Source organism: Streptomyces sp. NPDC001135 (assembly GCF_053598395.1).
This window is the reverse complement of the sequence record NZ_JBSFKD010000003.1, coordinates 15,484-31,087: the sequence shown is the minus strand read 5'-3', so window position 1 is coordinate 31,087 and position 15,604 is coordinate 15,484. Positions and strand designations below refer to the sequence as shown.

14 protein-coding genes, 1 tRNA gene and 1 riboswitch are annotated in these 15,604 nt (G+C 71.3%); of the genes, 5 read left to right on the top strand and 10 right to left on the bottom strand.

The window, feature by feature from the left end; all coding sequences use genetic code 11:
• Positions 1-430: 430 nt before the first annotated feature.
• The 3 genes from ACWC94_RS05355 to ACWC94_RS05345 all read right to left on the bottom strand — a co-directional run bounded on the left by ACWC94_RS05355 (position 431) and on the right by ACWC94_RS05345 (position 2,499).
• Positions 431-559 (bottom strand): hypothetical protein, encoded by a 129-nt coding sequence (locus ACWC94_RS05355; RefSeq protein ID WP_450795057.1) that lies wholly within the window; start codon positions 557-559, stop codon positions 431-433.
• 153 nt (positions 560-712) lie between these two features.
• Positions 713-1,366, bottom strand: coding sequence for a DUF2637 domain-containing protein (locus ACWC94_RS05350; RefSeq protein ID WP_450795056.1), 654 nt, complete (start codon positions 1,364-1,366; stop codon positions 713-715).
• A gap of 449 nt (positions 1,367-1,815) precedes the next feature.
• Complete coding sequence (locus tag ACWC94_RS05345; protein ID WP_450795055.1) at positions 1,816-2,499, bottom strand: TetR/AcrR family transcriptional regulator; 684 nt, start codon at positions 2,497-2,499, stop codon at positions 1,816-1,818.
• A gap of 129 nt (positions 2,500-2,628) precedes the next feature.
• Here ACWC94_RS05345 and ACWC94_RS05340 point away from each other — a divergent pair, with 129 nt between their 5' ends.
• Both ACWC94_RS05340 and ACWC94_RS05335 read left to right on the top strand, forming a co-directional pair.
• Complete coding sequence (locus ACWC94_RS05340; RefSeq protein ID WP_450795054.1) at positions 2,629-3,264, top strand: NADPH-dependent FMN reductase; 636 nt, start codon at positions 2,629-2,631, stop codon at positions 3,262-3,264.
• Positions 3,265-3,280: 16 nt separating this feature from the next.
• Positions 3,281-4,711 (top strand): DHA2 family efflux MFS transporter permease subunit, encoded by a 1,431-nt coding sequence (locus ACWC94_RS05335; protein ID WP_450795053.1) that lies wholly within the window; start codon positions 3,281-3,283, stop codon positions 4,709-4,711.
• Between the two features lie 34 nt (positions 4,712-4,745).
• Here ACWC94_RS05335 and ACWC94_RS05330 read toward each other — a convergent pair whose 3' ends face one another.
• The gene (locus ACWC94_RS05330) at positions 4,746-5,381 is read right to left on the bottom strand and encodes a GTP cyclohydrolase II (RefSeq protein WP_450795052.1); all 636 of its coding nucleotides are present in this window, start codon (positions 5,379-5,381) and stop codon (positions 4,746-4,748) included.
• An 82-nt stretch (positions 5,382-5,463) separates the two neighbouring features.
• The gene (locus ACWC94_RS05325) at positions 5,464-6,021 is read right to left on the bottom strand and encodes a MarR family winged helix-turn-helix transcriptional regulator (RefSeq protein WP_450795051.1); all 558 of its coding nucleotides are present in this window, start codon (positions 6,019-6,021) and stop codon (positions 5,464-5,466) included.
• A 60-nt stretch (positions 6,022-6,081) separates the two neighbouring features.
• Between ACWC94_RS05325 and ACWC94_RS05320 the strand changes: the two genes are divergently transcribed.
• Positions 6,082-7,218 carry a dihydrofolate reductase family protein gene (locus tag ACWC94_RS05320; protein ID WP_450795050.1) on the top strand — a complete coding sequence of 379 codons (1,137 nt, stop codon included), beginning with the start codon at positions 6,082-6,084 and terminating at the stop codon, positions 7,216-7,218.
• A 48-nt stretch (positions 7,219-7,266) separates the two neighbouring features.
• Here ACWC94_RS05320 and ACWC94_RS05315 read toward each other — a convergent pair.
• Positions 7,267-7,340: transfer RNA gene (locus tag ACWC94_RS05315), tRNA-Met, on the bottom strand.
• A gap of 311 nt (positions 7,341-7,651) precedes the next feature.
• A riboswitch (cyclic di-AMP (ydaO/yuaA leader) is annotated at positions 7,652-7,798 on the top strand.
• Positions 7,799-7,807: 9 nt separating this feature from the next.
• Between ACWC94_RS05315 and ACWC94_RS05310 the strand changes: the two genes are divergently transcribed.
• Both ACWC94_RS05310 and ACWC94_RS05305 read left to right on the top strand, forming a co-directional pair.
• The gene (locus ACWC94_RS05310) at positions 7,808-8,836 is read left to right on the top strand and encodes a M23 family metallopeptidase (protein WP_450795048.1); all 1,029 of its coding nucleotides are present in this window, start codon (positions 7,808-7,810) and stop codon (positions 8,834-8,836) included.
• 79 nt (positions 8,837-8,915) lie between these two features.
• Complete coding sequence (locus ACWC94_RS05305; RefSeq protein WP_450795047.1) at positions 8,916-9,860, top strand: aldo/keto reductase; 945 nt, start codon at positions 8,916-8,918, stop codon at positions 9,858-9,860.
• Positions 9,861-9,992: 132 nt separating this feature from the next.
• On the opposite strand, the gene ACWC94_RS05300 is transcribed toward ACWC94_RS05305, so the two are convergent.
• The 4 genes from ACWC94_RS05300 to ACWC94_RS05285 all read right to left on the bottom strand — a co-directional run bounded on the left by ACWC94_RS05300 (position 9,993) and on the right by ACWC94_RS05285 (position 15,009).
• Positions 9,993-11,357, bottom strand: coding sequence for a PrsW family glutamic-type intramembrane protease (locus ACWC94_RS05300; protein WP_450795046.1), 1,365 nt, complete (start codon positions 11,355-11,357; stop codon positions 9,993-9,995).
• A gap of 65 nt (positions 11,358-11,422) precedes the next feature.
• Positions 11,423-12,250, bottom strand: coding sequence for a tRNA (guanosine(46)-N7)-methyltransferase TrmB (trmB, locus tag ACWC94_RS05295; protein ID WP_450795045.1), 828 nt, complete (start codon positions 12,248-12,250; stop codon positions 11,423-11,425).
• Between the two features lie 13 nt (positions 12,251-12,263).
• Positions 12,264-13,493, bottom strand: coding sequence for an L-2-hydroxyglutarate oxidase (gene lhgO / locus ACWC94_RS05290; protein WP_450795044.1), 1,230 nt, complete (start codon positions 13,491-13,493; stop codon positions 12,264-12,266).
• A gap of 91 nt (positions 13,494-13,584) precedes the next feature.
• Positions 13,585-15,009, bottom strand: a complete 1,425-nt coding sequence (locus ACWC94_RS05285) for an MFS transporter (RefSeq protein ID WP_450795043.1) — start codon at positions 15,007-15,009, stop codon at positions 13,585-13,587.
• Between the last annotated feature and the right edge of the window lie 595 nt (positions 15,010-15,604).

Sequence of the window (15,604 nt, the reverse complement as noted above, 5' to 3'; positions counted from 1 at the left end):
GTGGTACGCCGTCCCCCGTTCCCCCTCATCGGTGCCGGGTGTCCAGTGCCGCCAACTGGTTCATGACCGGCTGGAGTTCCGGATGAACCTCGCCTCCCGGTCCGGCCGGAAGACGACCATTCCCTTGAGGGCGAAGTCCCAAAGCAGGCGCTGTCGCCCGCCGTTCAGGAGCACCTCCCGGCGCGGACGCTCGGAGCGAGCGGGCGACGGGTAGGCCGGCAGGAACAGCCGGGGTTCGCTCCGGAAGCCCACTGGTCGGTTCCCAGGTTCTTCCTGAAGACCGCGAAACCCAGGGGCCCGACGCCGCACCCAAGATGCGCCAACCGGGCTGTGCGCACAGAGCAGTTGGACCTGCTCGCGGAACCTTCACACGGAACGCGAACAGGCCGCGACCTCCACGGTCGACGGCCTGTCCACGCTCAAGAAGGGGTTACCGCCAGCACAGCGAGCTAATCGTGTGGGTATCGCAGATGTGGCCGTCGGCGGCCGAGGCGGTACCGGCGGGGATCGCAAGTGCCGCGAGGAGCGCGGCGATGAAGAGGGCGGAGATGTGTCGCATGGCGAACGGTCCTTTCTGGGTCCTCCGGCAAGACAGGTGTCTTGGGGGTGAGCCCAGGCTTGCGTAGACCCGCACACTCCGCATGTCGAACGAACACGGTCGGTGACCAAGGGAGGCGCCCGGACCGGCTGCGGCCGGCCCGGGCGCCGTACGTCACGGGGTGTCGAACGTCGGCCCTTGCGGCTTGGAGTTCCGCCGGCTGTGTGCGGCGTGCCGGGGCTTGGACACCTTGGACGAGACCTGCCCCACGATCTCCCAGAAACACACCAGTGCGGTGATGGGTGGAATTCCGAAGATGATCAGTGAAAGCGGTGAATGTGATGAATGGCTGACGCACAGGGCGACGGCCATGGCGGAGGCACCCAGCAGCACACCCCACGATCTGCGCGCACTCCGGTTCTGCACGGTGGCCCGCAGAATGGACAGGGCCGCCACGAGCCACGGCCCGTACACCGTCAGCGGCCACCACTGGGCCAGTCTCATCGGCAGTACGGAAGAAGCGGTGGCACGGAGCTGGGTATAAGAATAAGAAAACGACCAGCCCAACATGCAGATTGCGCACACCGAGATCGTAGCGATCAGCAGGGTGACATGAGCGCTGCGATTGGTCTCGGGCGAGCGGGATTCCGTACGGATCCGCCGCCGGTTCCGTCTGTGGCTGGAGCGCTCGTGCGGCGGGCTCGGCTCGGGATTCGCGCCGGATGCGGCGGACAGCATCTGAGCCAGCTCTTCGACCGGGTCCCACTCTATCTCGATCGTGCTGAACTCGGAGTCGCTGAAGATGTCTTCGTCCTGAATCCTGTCCATCAGGTAAGTCCTATAGCCCCACCATCGCCTGCAGATACTCGGTTTCCAGCTGGGTGATTCTCCTCAGGAACTCATCGAGTAGATCCGAACATCCGTCAAAACGTCCCTCCCCTTCGTCGTGTTCCGCCTGAAGTGTGAGCGCCGAGCGAAGATTCCCGGCTGCGATCCTCTCAGTCAGTGTCACGACCGCCTAACGAGCTCCTCGGGCGGCGGGGGTGTGCGGCATTCGGGTGTTTCCGTGGCCCGAAAGCAGTATCCGGCGGGTCCGATGACAGCAATTGGCGAAAATGCGAGTAACTGGGAAATTGCATTCCGTGAATGGAGAGGGGACGGATCCGGCCACCGACGGCGTCGCCGTCGTGGCCGGCCTCCTCGGGCCCCTGTGCGTCCGTCAGGGTGAAACGCGCGTGTCGCGGCGGCCGGTACGGAACCGGTGGGGCTGGGACCTGTTACGGCCGGTAGGCCCGTAGGAACGCCGCCACCCCGCCCGTGATCAGGCGGTCCGTCTCCGCCGGCGGGCGGGGATGGACGCCGTAGTTGGTGAACTGGACGATCGTATGGGTGGTCAGGGCCATGAAGTGCGCGGCGGCCATCGCGGCGTCGCCGTGCAGGTCGAGGAGTCCGGAGTCCGCGAGCTGTGTCATCGCCTCGGCGACGGCCCGGCCGACCGGTCCTGGGCCCGCCTCGTGCCAGGCCTTGAGGACCTCCGGGGGCACATGGTCGGCCTCGGCGTGGATGTGGCGGACGAGGGCGAAGTGGTTCGGGTAGTCGGCCATGAGGGCGACGAACGCGCGGGCCAGGGTGACCAGGTCGCGTTCGAGGTCCTCGGCGCGTGGCGGCCGTTCCGGGTCCAGTACGGCGTGCAGGCGGGCCAGTTGGGCGTCGCGGACCTCGTTGGACGTCCAGGTCACCACGGTCTGGAAGAGCTGTGCCTTGCCGCCGGGGAAGTGGTTGTAGAGCGTGCGCGTGGAGACGCCGGCCTCGGCGGCCAGCGCGTCGACCGAGGCGCGCGCATAGCCCTCGCGGCCGAAGAGGGTGCAGGAGGCGCTCGCGATCGCCATCTGCTTCTCCAGCTTGCGCGGTGAGACCTCGCGTCGCGCCTGCGCCGTACGGGACTCGTTCGTTTCGCCCACACCCGCCTCCTTGTGACCAGTCACTCTACCCGAGTTACAACGACCGTTGTATTTTCTACAACGACCGTTGTACTTTGCAGTCCGGGAGGCCGCACAGGGCGGTCGTCCCACCGCAGAAGGGGGACACCTGTGTCTGTCACCGAAGCGTCTGCCACCGATGTGCCTGTCACCGACCACGAGGCACCGCTGCGCGTCGCCGTCGTCATCGGCAGCGTCCGGGAAGGCCGGCTGGGCCGGGCCGTCGCCGACTGGTTCCTCGGCACCGCCGCCGGGGACGAGGGGCTGCACTTCGACGTCATCGACCTCGCCGAGGTCGAGCTGCCGCTGGTGCTACCCGACTGGGGCGGCAGGCCGAGCCCCGAGGCCGCCGCCGCACTGCGGGAGGTCTCGCCGCGGCTGGCCGCCGCCGACGCGTTCGTCGTCGTCACGCCCGAGTACAACCACAGCTTCCCGGCGTCCCTGAAGAACTTCGTCGACTGGCACCACACCCAGTGGCACGCCAAGCCGGTGGGCTTCGTCTCGTACGGCGGCCTCGGCGGCGGACTGCGCGCGGTCGAGCAACTCCGGCTGGTCTTCGCCGAACTGCACGCGACGACCGTGCGCGACTCGGTCAGCCTGCACGGCCCCTGGTCCGGGCTCGGGGAGGACGGCACCCCGCGGGACGCGGCCGTGTGCGCCGGTGCCGCCAAGGGCATGCTCGGCCAACTCAGCTGGTGGGGCCGGGCGTTGCGAGCCGCGCGGGCCGAGCGCCCGTACGCGGGCTGAGGGCGGGGCGAGAGAGGTGGGGGAGATACGTACGACGGCGCCCGCCGTGGCACCGGCCCGACCGGTGCCGGACCCGGCCAGGGCCCTGAACCGCACCCTGGCCGTCACCGTCACCGGCAGCGTGATGGCGGTGCTGGACATGACGATCGTCAACGTCGCGCTGCGCCGGCTCTCGCAGTCCTTCGGCGCCTCCCTGCAGACCATCCAGTGGACCGCCACCGCGTACACGCTCGCGCTGGCCGCCGTCGTCCCGACCGCCGCCTGGGCCATGGCCCGGATCGGCGCCAGGCGCACCTATCTGACCGCACTCACCCTCTTCACCCTCGGTTCGCTGCTCGCCGCGTGCGCCTGGGACGCGGGCAGCCTCATCGCCTTCCGGGCGGTGCAGGGGCTCGGCGGCGGACTGCTGCAGCCGGTCGGCATGGCGATGGTGATGGGCGCGACCGACCGCAGCCGTCTCGGCCGCGCGATGGCCGTGGGCGGGCTGCCCGTCCTGGTCGGGCCGATCGCCGGTCCGGTGCTCGGCGGCTGGCTGGTCGACGCGGCCTCCTGGCACTGGATCTTCCTGGTCAACCTGCCCGTGGGCGCCCTGGCCCTGGCCCTCGCCCTACGACTGCTGCCGCCGGACGCGCCGACGGCCGGGCCCGGGAGGACCACCGCCCGCCTCGACCTCCCCGGCCTGCTGATGCTCTCGCCCGGCCTCGCCCTGCTCCTGTACGGCCTGGCCCGCGGCGGTGAGCGCGGCGACTTCACCGCGCCCGGCGCCCTCGTGCCGACGCTCGCCGGAGCGGCCCTCGCGGCGGCCTTCGTACGACGGGCGCTCACCGCCCGCGCACCGCTGCTGGACCTGCGGCTGCTGCGCGACCGCACCTTCGCCGCCGGCGCCGGCACGCTCGCCCTGTTCACCTGCGGCTACTTCGGTTCGATGCTGCTCGGCCCGCTCTACTGGCAGCAGGAGCGGGGCCTGAGCGCCACGGCGACCGGGCTGCTGGGCATGCCGGTCGGTCTCGCCGTCGGTACGACGATGCAGATCGCGGCGCGCCGGATCGACAAGGTGGCGCCGCGCCGGCTGATCCCGGCCGGCATCGCGGTGGCCGCCCTCGGGATGGCGCTGCTGGCGTGGCAGTCCGGAACGCCCGGGGCCGCGCCCTGGCGGATCGTCGCGTCGGCCATGGTGATGGGGGTCGGCACCGGCATGGTGCTGATGCCGACGATGACCACCGCGAGCCGGGGGCTGCCCGGGGAGCGGCTGCCCGCGGCGAGCACCGCGCTGAGCATCACCTCCCAGCTGGGCGCCTCCGTCGGCACGGCCGTGCTGTCGGTGGTCCTGGGCTCGGCGGGCCTGCACCCGTCCGGCTTCCGCACCGCGTACACCGTCGCGGCGGCCCTCCTGGCCCTGGCGGCCCTGCCGGCCCTCCGCCTCCCGGGCCGTGGTCACATGCGGTGAGCGGATCCGCCGATCCCCCGACTCCGCCCCCGTCTCAGCCCGCGGTCAGTTCCGTCAGTTCGGCCAGGGGGAGGGTGTGGCGGGTCTGGAGGACCTTCGCGCGCAGGTAGCGGACGTTGTGAGCCGTGGTGAAGACGCCGGTCGGCACCCGGTCCCGTACGACGACGCCCAGTGCGCGCAGCTGCTCGGCCTTGTCGGGGTTGTTGGACAGCAGGTCCAGTTCGTCGATGCCGAGGGCGGCGAGCATCTGCGCGGCGGCGGTGTAGTCGCGGGCGTCCTCCGGCAGGCCGAGCGCGGCGTTCGCCTCGTAGGTGTCGAGGCCCTGGTCCTGGAGGGCGTAGGCGTCGAGCTTGTTGTAGAGGCCGATGCCACGGCCCTCCTGGCGGAGGTAGAGCAGGACGCCGCCGGTGGTGGCGATGCGTTCGACCGCCTCGCGCAGCTGGGGTCCGCAGTCGCAGCGGGCCGAGCCGAAGACGTCGCCGGTCAGGCACTCGGAGTGCAGGCGCACCAGCGGAACCGGGCCGGGGTCGCCGAGCACGACGGCGACATGCTCCTGGCCGTCGGCCAGGCCGTGGAAGGTGACGAGTTCGGCGTCGACGCTGTAGCCGTCGTCGAAGCGCAGCGGTACCCGGACGCGGGCGCGCGGCGTGGCGGCGGTGGTGTCGGGCATGCGGGTCCCTCCGGGGAAGGTGCTTCAGATTTGAAGCAGTGATCGTGCGGGGACCCTACCGCATGATTAAAACTTGAAGCAATTAGTTTTCGGGTGCCTGGTGGGACTCGGGGGGTGCGGGCGGGGCCGACGAGGAGCAGGACGACCGGCGCCGCCAGGGCACGTCCTCCGCGCCGGGTGCGGCATCGTCGCCCTGCAGCCCGCGGGCGATCCCGGTGCAGATCTCCTCCAGTTGCCCCACCTGTTCCGGGGTGAGCCGGTCGAACAGGGTGGCGCGTACGGTCTCGACGTGCCCGGGCGCCGTACGCTCCAGCACGGCCAGTCCCTCGTCCGTCAGCACGGCGATGCTGCTGCGCTTGTCCCAGCGGCAGTCCTCACGGCGCACCAGCCCGTCCCGCTCCAGACGGGTCACCGCATAGGTCAGCCGACTGCGCGTGATCTTCAGCGTCTCCGCGAGGTCGGTCATGCGCAGCCGCCGCTCGGGCGCCTCGGAGAGGTTGGCCAGCACGGAGTAGAACAGATGGGGCATGCGGGCCGTCTGCTGGAGGTTCCGGTCGATCGCGTCGTCCAGCAGCCGGGCGGCGGACAGGTAGGCGCGCCAGGCGCGCTGCTCCTCGGCAGTGAGCCAGCGGGTCGTCATGCCGCCAGTGTAGGTTTGTTTCAAACTTGAACCAAGAGTGACTTCAGGGAGAGCGCGCCGATGTCGTACCCCTATGTGCTGCTGTCCGCCGCCGTCTCCCTCGACGGCTACCTGGACGACACCGGCCCCGAACGGCTCCTGCTGTCCAGTCCGGCCGACTTCGACCGGGTGGACGCGGTCCGGGCCTCCGTCGACGCGATCCTGGTCGGCGCCGGCACGATCCGCGCCGACAACCCACGGCTGCTGGTCAACTCCGCCGAGCGCCGCGCGGCCCGCGTGGCCGAGGGCAGGCCGCAGTACCCGCTGAAGGTGACCGTCACCGCCACCGGCGACCTCGACCCCGGCGCCCATTTCTGGCACACCGGCGGCGACAAGCTCGTCTACACGACCGACAAGGGCGCCGAGCGAGCCGCACGCCTCCTCGGCGGCACCGCCGACATCGTCCCGCTCGGCCCCGACCTCGACTGGCGCGCCCTGCTGGGTCATCTGCACGACGTGCGCGGCGTACGGCGGCTGATGGTCGAGGGCGGCGGCACGGTCCACACCCAGCTGCTCCGGCTGGGCCTGGCCGACGAGCTCCAGCTGGTCCTCGCCCCGCTGTTCGTCGGCGACCCGGCCGCCCCCCGCCTGTTCGGGCCGGGTGCCTACCAGGCCGGCCGGCTGCGCCTGACCGAGACCCGCCGCATCGAGGACGTCGTCCTCATGCGCTACGAGCCCACGGCCCCCGGCACCGGCCCGGTCCCCACCGCCGCCGACCGGCACTGGCTGCGCACCGCCTGCGAGCTGGCCGCGTTGTGCCCGCCCTCGGAGACGGCGTTCAGCGTCGGCGCGGTGGTGGTCGCCGCCGACGGTACGGAGCTGGCCCGGGGGCATTCCCGGGAGGGCGGCGACCCCGTGGTCCACGCGGAGGAGGCGGCGCTGGCGAAGACCGATCCGGCGGATCCGCGGCTGGCCGCCGCCACGGTGTACTCCAGCCTGGAGCCCTGCGCCCGGCGTGCCTCACGGCCGGCGCCGTGTGCCGAGCTGATCCTTCGGTCGGGGGTGCGGAGGGTGGTCACGGCTTGGCGGGAGCCGGACACGTTCGTCTCCGCGGCCGACGGGACGGGGCTCCTGGTCACCGGGGGTGCGCAGGTGGTCGTACTGCCGGAGCTGGAGGGACTGGCCAAGGCACCGAACGGGCATCTGCTGGGGCACTGAAAAACACCCGGGGCCGGAATCCACTGGATTCCGGCCCCGGGCCTTCAGTAGCGGGGACAGGATTTGAACCTGCGACCTCTGGGTTATGAGCCCAGCGAGCTACCGAGCTGCTCCACCCCGCGTCGTTGTGACTCCAGAGTACCCCATCCGCGGGGCGGCTCGCACACCGCTTTCCCGCGGGCCGCCCCGGCCCCGGTGATCCTCTGTACGGACAGTGACCGGACGACCGCCCTCCGCATAACATCTGAGTCACCATCAAAAACGCCGAGACTCCTGAACGCCGGTCAACTCGCCCGTTTTGCAGGACTCCTGACCGGTACGTCCGGGCCGGAAAAGGTTAATGATCAAGGCGGATGGCTTGGAAAGTGACCAGCAGGTCTATTAACGTTCGATAACGCAGCGCGGTCGTCCCAGCCGTCACAAGAGACGGCTCCGTGCGCACGCGCCGAATCCCGCGAGGGAACCGGGGAACCACCACCTTGGGGTGAATCACGCGGATGCCGTGACCGGTATACGCGCGTAGGAGACCTTCCTGCTCCGAACCCGTCAGCTAACCCGGTAGGCGGAGGAAGGAAAGGAGTACGCCCGCGTGGCGTCCAACCGGCCTACCCCAGAAGCCCCGTTCATGCCCGCGGAGGCCGAGCCCGAGACCTTCGGCTACGGCGCCTACCGCACCGAAGAGGGCCCCTGGGAGGAGTGGAACCCCACCGAGGACTCCCTCGCCCCCGTCCGCGGCCGGCACCGTGTCGCCAAGCAGCGCGGCGGCTTCGCGCGCAGCTCCACCGTCCTCGGCGTCGGCGTGATGGCCGCCGTCGGTGCGGGCGGCATGGCCAGCGCCAACACCGGTAAGCCGCCGGTCTCCATATCCCTGCCGGACCTGGACTCCGTCGGTCACCTCTTCGGCGACGACGCCTCCGACGCGCCCCGGACGGACGGCAGCACGCTCAGCAACGCCGGCGTGACCTCGGCCGACAGCAAGGACTCCGACGCGGGCGAGACCCTGCGCAACCGGATCATGGCCCAGGCCGAGCAGCAGCGGAGCAAGGCCGACAGCAGGGCCACCGCCGCCGCGCTCGCCGCCGCCGAGAAGCAGACCGCCGACACCGCGGCCAAGGCGGAGCAGGACGCCGCCGCCAAGGCCGCCGCCGCCAAGCAGAAGGCCGAGGCCGACGCCAAGAAGGCGGCCGAGGCCAAGAGGCTGGCCGAGCTGGCCAAGCAGTACCAGCTGCCCGTCGTCTCGTACACGATCACCGGCACCTTCGGCCAGCCCGGCGCCATGTGGTCCTCCGGCTACCACACCGGCCTCGACTTCGCCGCCCCCACCGGCACCCTGATCAAGGCCGTCCACGGCGGCACGATCACCCAGGCCGGCTGGGCCGGCGCCTACGGCTACCGCACCGTCCTCACCCTGGACGACGGCACCGAGCTGTGGTTCTGCCACCAGTCCTCGATCAACGTCTCCGTCGGCCAGAAGGTGTCCACCGGCGAGGTCATCGGCCGCATCGGCGCCACCGGCAACGTCACCGGCCCGCACCTGCACCTGGAGGTCCACCCGGGCGGCCAGGCCACCGGCATCGACCCGGCGCCGTGGCTGCGGGACAAGGGCCTCAACCCCTGAGCGTGTCAGCCATGTGAACCGTGGGAAGTCGGCGCCGGCGGTGGAATGCGATCATCCACCGCCGGTGTTGATGTGAAGCATGACTTCTCTGCGCCCACTCGGTTCCTCCGACCTCGAGGTCTTCCCGCTCTCCCTGGGCGGCAACGTCTTCGGCTGGACCGCCGACGAGGAGACCTCCTTCGCCGTCCTCGACGCCTACACGGCCGCCGGCGGCAACTTCATCGACACCGCCGACGCCTACTCCGCCTGGATCGAGGGCAACAAGGGCGGTGAGTCCGAGACGATCATCGGCAAGTGGGTCAAGGCCCGCGGCAACCGCGACAGCGTCGTCATCGCCACCAAGGTCAGCCAGCACCCCGAGTACCAGGGTCTGTCCGCGACCAACATCAAGGCCGCCGCCGACGCCTCCCTGCGCCGCCTGGACACCGACTACATCGACCTCTACTACACCCACTTCGACAAGCCCGAGGTACCGGTCGAGGAGATCATCGGCGCGCTGGACGAGCTGGTGAAGGCGGGCAAGGTCCGGCACATCGCCGCCTCCAACATCAGCCCCGAGCGGCTGCGGGCCTCCCTGGACTTCTCCGACCGCGAGGGCCTGGCCCGCTACGTCGCCCTCCAGCCCCACTACAACCTCGTCTCCCGCGACACCTACGAGGGCCCGCTGCAGGACCTGGCCGCCGAGAAGGGCCTGTCCGCCGTGCCGTACTTCTCCCTGGCCGCGGGCTTCCTGACCGGCAAGTACCGCCCCGGCACGAAGGTCGACAGCGCCCGTGCCGGCCGCGCCCAGCAGTACGCCGACTCCCAGCGCGGCCAGAAGGTCCTGGCGGCCCTGGACGAGATCGCCGCCGCCCACGAGGCCCCCGTCCCCACGGTCGCTCTCGCCTGGCTGGCCGCCCAGCCGACCATCACCGCCCCGATCGCCTCGGCCCGCACGGTGGCCCAGCTTCCGGCCCTGCTGGGGGTGGCGGACCTGAAGCTGACGGAGGAGGAGGTGACGAAGCTGACGGACGCGTCGGCCTGATCCCGGCACGGCTGCGGGCCACCGCGCCCGCCCGCCGCTCCCGCCGCCCACGGCCACTTTCCTTCCGCCGCGACGGCGCTCAGCCGCAACGCAGTGATCCGGCGGTGCCGAACTCCCCCGCCACCCGACCGGCTAGGACCGGTACGGGTTCTCCGCGGGACACGGCCCCGCCGGATACCCGTACGCCGTGGTCACCGGTGCCGCCGGATACCCGTACGCCGTGGTCATCGGTGGCGCCGGGTGCCCGTACCCCGGCCAGTACGCCGCAGGCACCGGCACCGGAGCAGTCGCCCCGGCCGCGTACTCCAGAGCCGGCCGAGCCACATCCCTCCGCTTCCACAGTTCGTCCAGCAGCTCCCGCTCCCGTACGACGAAGTCGGCCCCGCCCTTCCCCTTGCGCCCCCGGTGCCGCAAGGACGCCAGCGACGTCGCGTACGCCTCGTACTGGGCCACGGCGCGTGCCGCGGGGCGCCCGGCGTGGTGGCGGGCGTAGTCACGGGCCGCCCGCCGCGCCCGCATCGACCCGAGCGCGAACGGCTCCGCGGGCCCCAGCCACCCGGCCAGCACATACGCCGGCAGCTCCGTGCGCACGGTCCGCAGCTCCCGCTGCCGCGTCCAGATCGCCAGCCAGGTCAGCAGCCCGAACGCGGGCACCATGAATCCGCCGTAGACGGCGAAGAACCCGAACTCGCCGAAGGTGGAGGAGCCGTTCCAGAAGGCGTGCATGCTCATCGCGAGCAGCAGACCGCCCAGCGGCAGCAGCACCCGCCGGGCGTGCTGCCGTTCGGCGGAGAGCGCGGCGACGCCGAAGCCGATGCCGGTGAGGGTGGTGAACAGGGGGTGCGCGAACGGGGACATCACGATGCGCACGAAGAAGGTCGCGGCGGTGACGGAGGCGATGCCGCGGCCGCCGCTGAGCTGGTCGGTCCCGAAGGCCGTCCCCAGGTAGAGGATGTTCTCGGTGAACGCGAACCCGGTGGCGGTGATCCCGGCCACCACCACCCCGTCCACGATCCCGGTGAAGTCACGTCTGCGGAAGAGGAAGACCAGCAGGACGGCGGCGGCCTTGGCGGACTCCTCCACGATGGGCGCTATCACGGTGGCGCCCAGTGTGTCGGCACTGGCGGGATCGGCGGTGGCGGTGGCTATCCACTTGGTCGCGAAGCTGTTGGCGACGATGGCTATCAGCGCCGCCGCGCACGCTCCCCAGGCGAAGGCGAAGACCAGGTTCCGCCAGGGCCCCGGCCCCACCCGGTCCAGCCACCGGAAGGCGGCTATGAGCCACGGCACGGGCAGCACGGCCAGTCCTAGCCCGACGAGGAACCCCTCCGTACCCGTCTGTCTGCGCACCAGCGCGAGAATGACCAGCCCGGACAGCGCCAGCAGTGTGATCAGTGCCCCGTACCGCACCCACCTGCGCTGCCACCAGTGCGGATGGTGAAGCACAAGGCCCTCGGGGCCCGGGGGGTGCGTCGGAAACGGAGGACTGGTGGCCACGGCATCGACCCTAACGGTGGCGGGGCGAGGGGCTGGAGCGTTTACCGGCCCCGATGCGGTACGCGTTATCGGTCCTGACTGTGCGGTACGCGCCGGAACAGCAGATCGTTCACGACATGTCCCTTGTCCAGTCCCTGTTCCTCGAAACGGGTCAGCGGCCGGGACGCGGGGCGCGCCGCGAAACCACCGTCTGCCTGCGTGTTCTCGAAGTCGGGGTGCGCGGTGAGCACCTCGAGCATCTGCTCGGCGTACGGCTCCCAGTCGGTCGCGCAGTGCACGATCGCGCCGGGCCGCAGCCGGGTCGCGGCGAGCGTCAGGAACTCGGGCTGGATGAGCCGGCGCTTGTGATGCCGCTTCTTGGGCCACGGGTCCGGGAAGTACACCCGCAGCCCGTCGAGCGAGTCGGGGGCGAGCATCTCCCTGAGCAGGATGATCGCGTCACCGTTCGCCACCCGGACGTTGGACAGGCCGTTGCGGTCGGCGAGAGCCAGCAGATTGCCCTGCCCCGGGGTGTGCACGTCGACGGCGAGGATGTCGGTGTCCGGGTCGGCGGCGGCCATCTGCGCGGTGGCCTCGCCCATCCCGAACCCGATCTCCAGCACGACGGGCTTGTCGTTGCCGAACAGCTCGCCGAGGTCGATGACCCGCCGCCCGTCGATGTCGAGCCCCCACGTGGGCCACAGCCGCTGCAGCGCGTCCGCCTGCCCGGCGGTCACCCGGCTGCGCCGCGGCTGGAAACTCCGGATCCGCCGCTCGAAGTGGGACCCGGCGGGATCGGCCTTGGGCCCGTCCGGGAACCGCGGCTCCCCCTTGGCCCGGGTATGCCGGACGGAGACGCCGGGGGTGTGGGGGGTCGGCGAGGGGGCTTCGGGGAGGTTCAGCGAGTCAGACACAGTGCTTCCGATTTTACGGGGCGCCGGGAGGACGCCCTTGCGAGCCGAGCATGTCCAGCACCCGGCGCCCGACCTCCCGCCCGATCGGCAGCGAAGCGGTGGCCGCGGGCGACGGTGCGTTCAGCACATGCACGGCCCGCGCCCCCTCGCGGATGAGGAAGTCGTCCACCAGCGTCCCGTCCCGCAACACCGCCTGCGCCCGCACCCCGGCGGGGGCCCGCACCAGGTCGTCCGCCTCCACCCCGGGCAACAGCCTGCGCACCGCCGTCAGGAACGCCCCCTTCGACAGCGAGCGGCGCAGCTCACCCGCGCCGTATCTCCAGTGCCGCCGGGCGATCGCCCACGACCCCGGCCACGCCACCGTCCCGGCCAGCTCCCGGGGGCGTACGACTTTCCAGCCGTACCCCTCCCGGGCCAGCGCCGGTACCGCGTTGGGTCCGATGTGGACGCCCCCGTCGATCCCGCGGGTCAGATGCACCCCGAGGAACGGGAACGCCGGATCCGGCACCGGATACACCAGCCCGCGCACCAGCTCCGGCCGCGCCAGCTCGTAGTACTCCCCCCGGAACGGCACGATCCGCACCCCGGGCTCGTCCCCGGTCAGCCGGGCCACCTCGTCGCAGTACAGCCCGGCGCAGTTCACCAGCACCCGCGCGCGTACGACATCTCCGGCGGAGGTGAGCACCGCCACGCCCCGCTCCGGTCGCCGGTCCACCCGGACGACCCGCGCCCCGTACCGGATCTCGGCGCCCGACGCCCGGGCGAGCTGCCGGGCGACCCCGACGAAGTCGCACACCCCCGTCGTACCGACGTGTATGGCGGCGAGTCCGCGCACCTCCGGCTCGTACTCACCGATCTGTGCGGCGCCCAGCTCGCGCACCGGGATGCCGTTCTCCCGGCCGCGCTGCACGAGCGCGTGCAACCGCGGCAGCTCCTCCCGCTCCGTGGCGACGATCAGCTTGCCGGTGACGGCGTGCGCGATGCCGTACTCGGCGCAGAACTTCACCATCTCGGCGGCGCCGCCCACCGCGTACCTCGCCTTGAGCGAGCCGGGGCGGTAGTAGATCCCGCTGTGGATGACCCCGCTGTTGCGTCCCGTCTGGTGCCGGGCCGGCCCCGGCTCCTTCTCCAGCACGAGGACCCGCGTGCCCGGCGCGGCCCGGGTGATCGCATACGCCGTGGACAGCCCGACGATCCCCCCGCCCACCACGAGCACATCACAGTCGTATGACCCGACCAGCACCGAGCACCACCTCCACTCCCGATAGTGCACTGCGCCACTGACAATGCCTTCAAACGCCCTCGGTTCGCGGTGTCCGCGTGCCGGGCCGGGGTCAGGCGGGGGCCATCAGCAGCGGCCGAGCCCTCTCCCGCAGCTCCACCACCCGCGGCTCGTCCCCGTACGGCTCCAGCCGGTGCAGGAGATCCTTCACGTACTCGGTGGTGCGCGCGGACGAGATCCGCCCGGCCACCTCCACGGCCCGCACCCCCTGCTCGCACGCGGCGTCGAGGTTCCCGGACTCCAGCTCGGCGACCGCCGAGACCACCAGCCGCAGCCCGTGCGACCGCACGAACTCCTCCGTCGGCTTCGACAGCGCCTGCTCGGTGAACCGCCGCACCTGCCGGGGCGCCTTCAGATCCCGGTAGCACTCCGCGGCATCAGCGGCGAACCGGTCATAGCCATAGAAACCAAGCCAAGAAGGATCGTTGTCGCCCTCCCGGGACCGCTCCAGCCACCCCTCGGCGGCCTTCAGCGCCGCACCCGCCGCCTGCGCGTCTCCCGCACGCGCGTGTGCCCGCGCCTCCACCAGCCGGAAGAAACTCATCGTGCGCGCGGTCGCCAGCCCCCGGTTCCGCTCCAGCGCGGCCTGCGCCAGATCGACCCCCTCGTCGCCGAAGCCGCGGTACGTCGCCTGCAGCGACATGGAGGCCAGGACATAGCCCCCCAGGGGGACGTCCGCCGCCGCCCGCGCGAGCCGCAGCGCCTGGATGTAGTACCGCTGCGCCGCCTCCTGCTGGCCGGTGTCGAAGGCCATCCACCCGGCGAGCCGGGTGAGTTCGGCGGAGGCGCCGAACAGGGCGCGGCCCACCTCGTCGGAGTAGGAGCCGAGCAGCAGGGGCGCCGCCTCCACGCGCAGGCACTCCGGCACCATCGACGAACGCCAGTCCCCGCCGCCGTACTTGGAGTCCCACCGCCTGGCGTCCTCGGCGGCCTCCCGCAGCTTGCGCACATCGCTGTGGCCGACTTTGATCGGTGCGCCGGAGCCCTCGGCGGAGCCCGTCTCCCGCGCGACCGAGCTGTCGGCGGGGGTTATCAGCCATCGTGAGGCGGGCGTTGCGTATGCGCTCACTGCGAACGATCCGGCGAGGGACTGCCAGATGCCGCCCGTACCGGCCCGGCGCCCGGCGAGGTCGAGACGGTACAGCTCCGTCGCCGACCGCACCGCCTGTCCTACGTCTCTGGGGAAGGCGAGGCCCACTTCGGGCGCGGGATCCGCGTCCGCCAGGCCGATCTCGTGGAGCGGCACCGGGCGGCCGAGCTTCTGTCCGATGGCGGCCGCGATGAGGTGCGGTGCCGCGCCCTGCGGCACCATCCCCTTCGACACCCAGCGCGCCACCGAGGTCTTGTCGTAGCGAAGAGTCAACCCGCGTTGGGCGCCAAGGTCGTTGACGCGTCGTGCGAGTCCTGCGTTGCTGATTCCCGCGAGGGCGAGAACGGCGCCGAGCTTTTCGTTCGGCCCGCGTTGCTCCCTGGACATGCGCCACCCCTCGACACAGACGGCTGCCGCGCTGGCATAACCACGCGGCATTCGTAAACCCAGCGTAGTTCGCCGCATCCCAAGCGTTAAGGGGCATTGTTCCGGATGGCGGGATTGTGGTCCGTACGGAAGTGCGGTCCTGTACGCACCGTGCACGGCCTGTCGCCGCGTGCCCCCGCGTGTGTGGCCGTGCGCCCGTCCGTGCGCTCTTCTCCGGCCATCGGGGGAGCGGTTCCATGGCTCTTGCGTGGGTCGGCCCGCTGTACTGGATCCAGTGGGCTGGGGGACACCGCCACCTTCATCCCCGCGGGTGGCGGACCGGTCCGGGAGGCGATGCCCGCCTCCCGGACTGTGCGCGTGTCCGCGCCGCCACGCGTTCCGCAGGCCTGTACGGAGCGTACGCATCTCCCGCTTCGCTCTGCGTATTTGGCTGAAAATCGCCCCAGCCCTTCGCCGTGGGAATCCGCTCCGACCATGGAACTTGACGGCGCGAAGGGCGTCTTGGGGGAGCGTAGAGGGGGCGCATTCGAGTCGTACTCACCTCGGCCCGCCTTGCACGTCCCTCGATCGAAGCCGGTGCCGCCGCCCCTCCACA

Excerpts from the sequence above, each read along its gene's own strand:
- ACWC94_RS05355 (WP_450795057.1), bottom strand. The coding sequence starts at position 559 with ATGCGACACATCTCCGCCCTCTTCATCGCCGCGCTCCTCGCGGCACTT.
- ACWC94_RS05350 (WP_450795056.1), bottom strand. The coding sequence starts at position 1,366 with ATGGACAGGATTCAGGACGAAGACATCTTCAGCGACTCCGAGTTCAGC.
- ACWC94_RS05330 (WP_450795052.1), bottom strand. The coding sequence starts at position 5,381 with ATGCCCGACACCACCGCCGCCACGCCGCGCGCCCGCGTCCGGGTACCG.
- ACWC94_RS05325 (WP_450795051.1), bottom strand. The coding sequence starts at position 6,021 with ATGACGACCCGCTGGCTCACTGCCGAGGAGCAGCGCGCCTGGCGCGCC.
- ACWC94_RS05320 (WP_450795050.1), top strand. The coding sequence starts at position 6,082 with ATGTCGTACCCCTATGTGCTGCTGTCCGCCGCCGTCTCCCTCGACGGC.
- ACWC94_RS05305 (WP_450795047.1), top strand. The coding sequence starts at position 8,916 with ATGACTTCTCTGCGCCCACTCGGTTCCTCCGACCTCGAGGTCTTCCCG.
- ACWC94_RS05285 (WP_450795043.1), bottom strand. The coding sequence starts at position 15,009 with ATGTCCAGGGAGCAACGCGGGCCGAACGAAAAGCTCGGCGCCGTTCTC.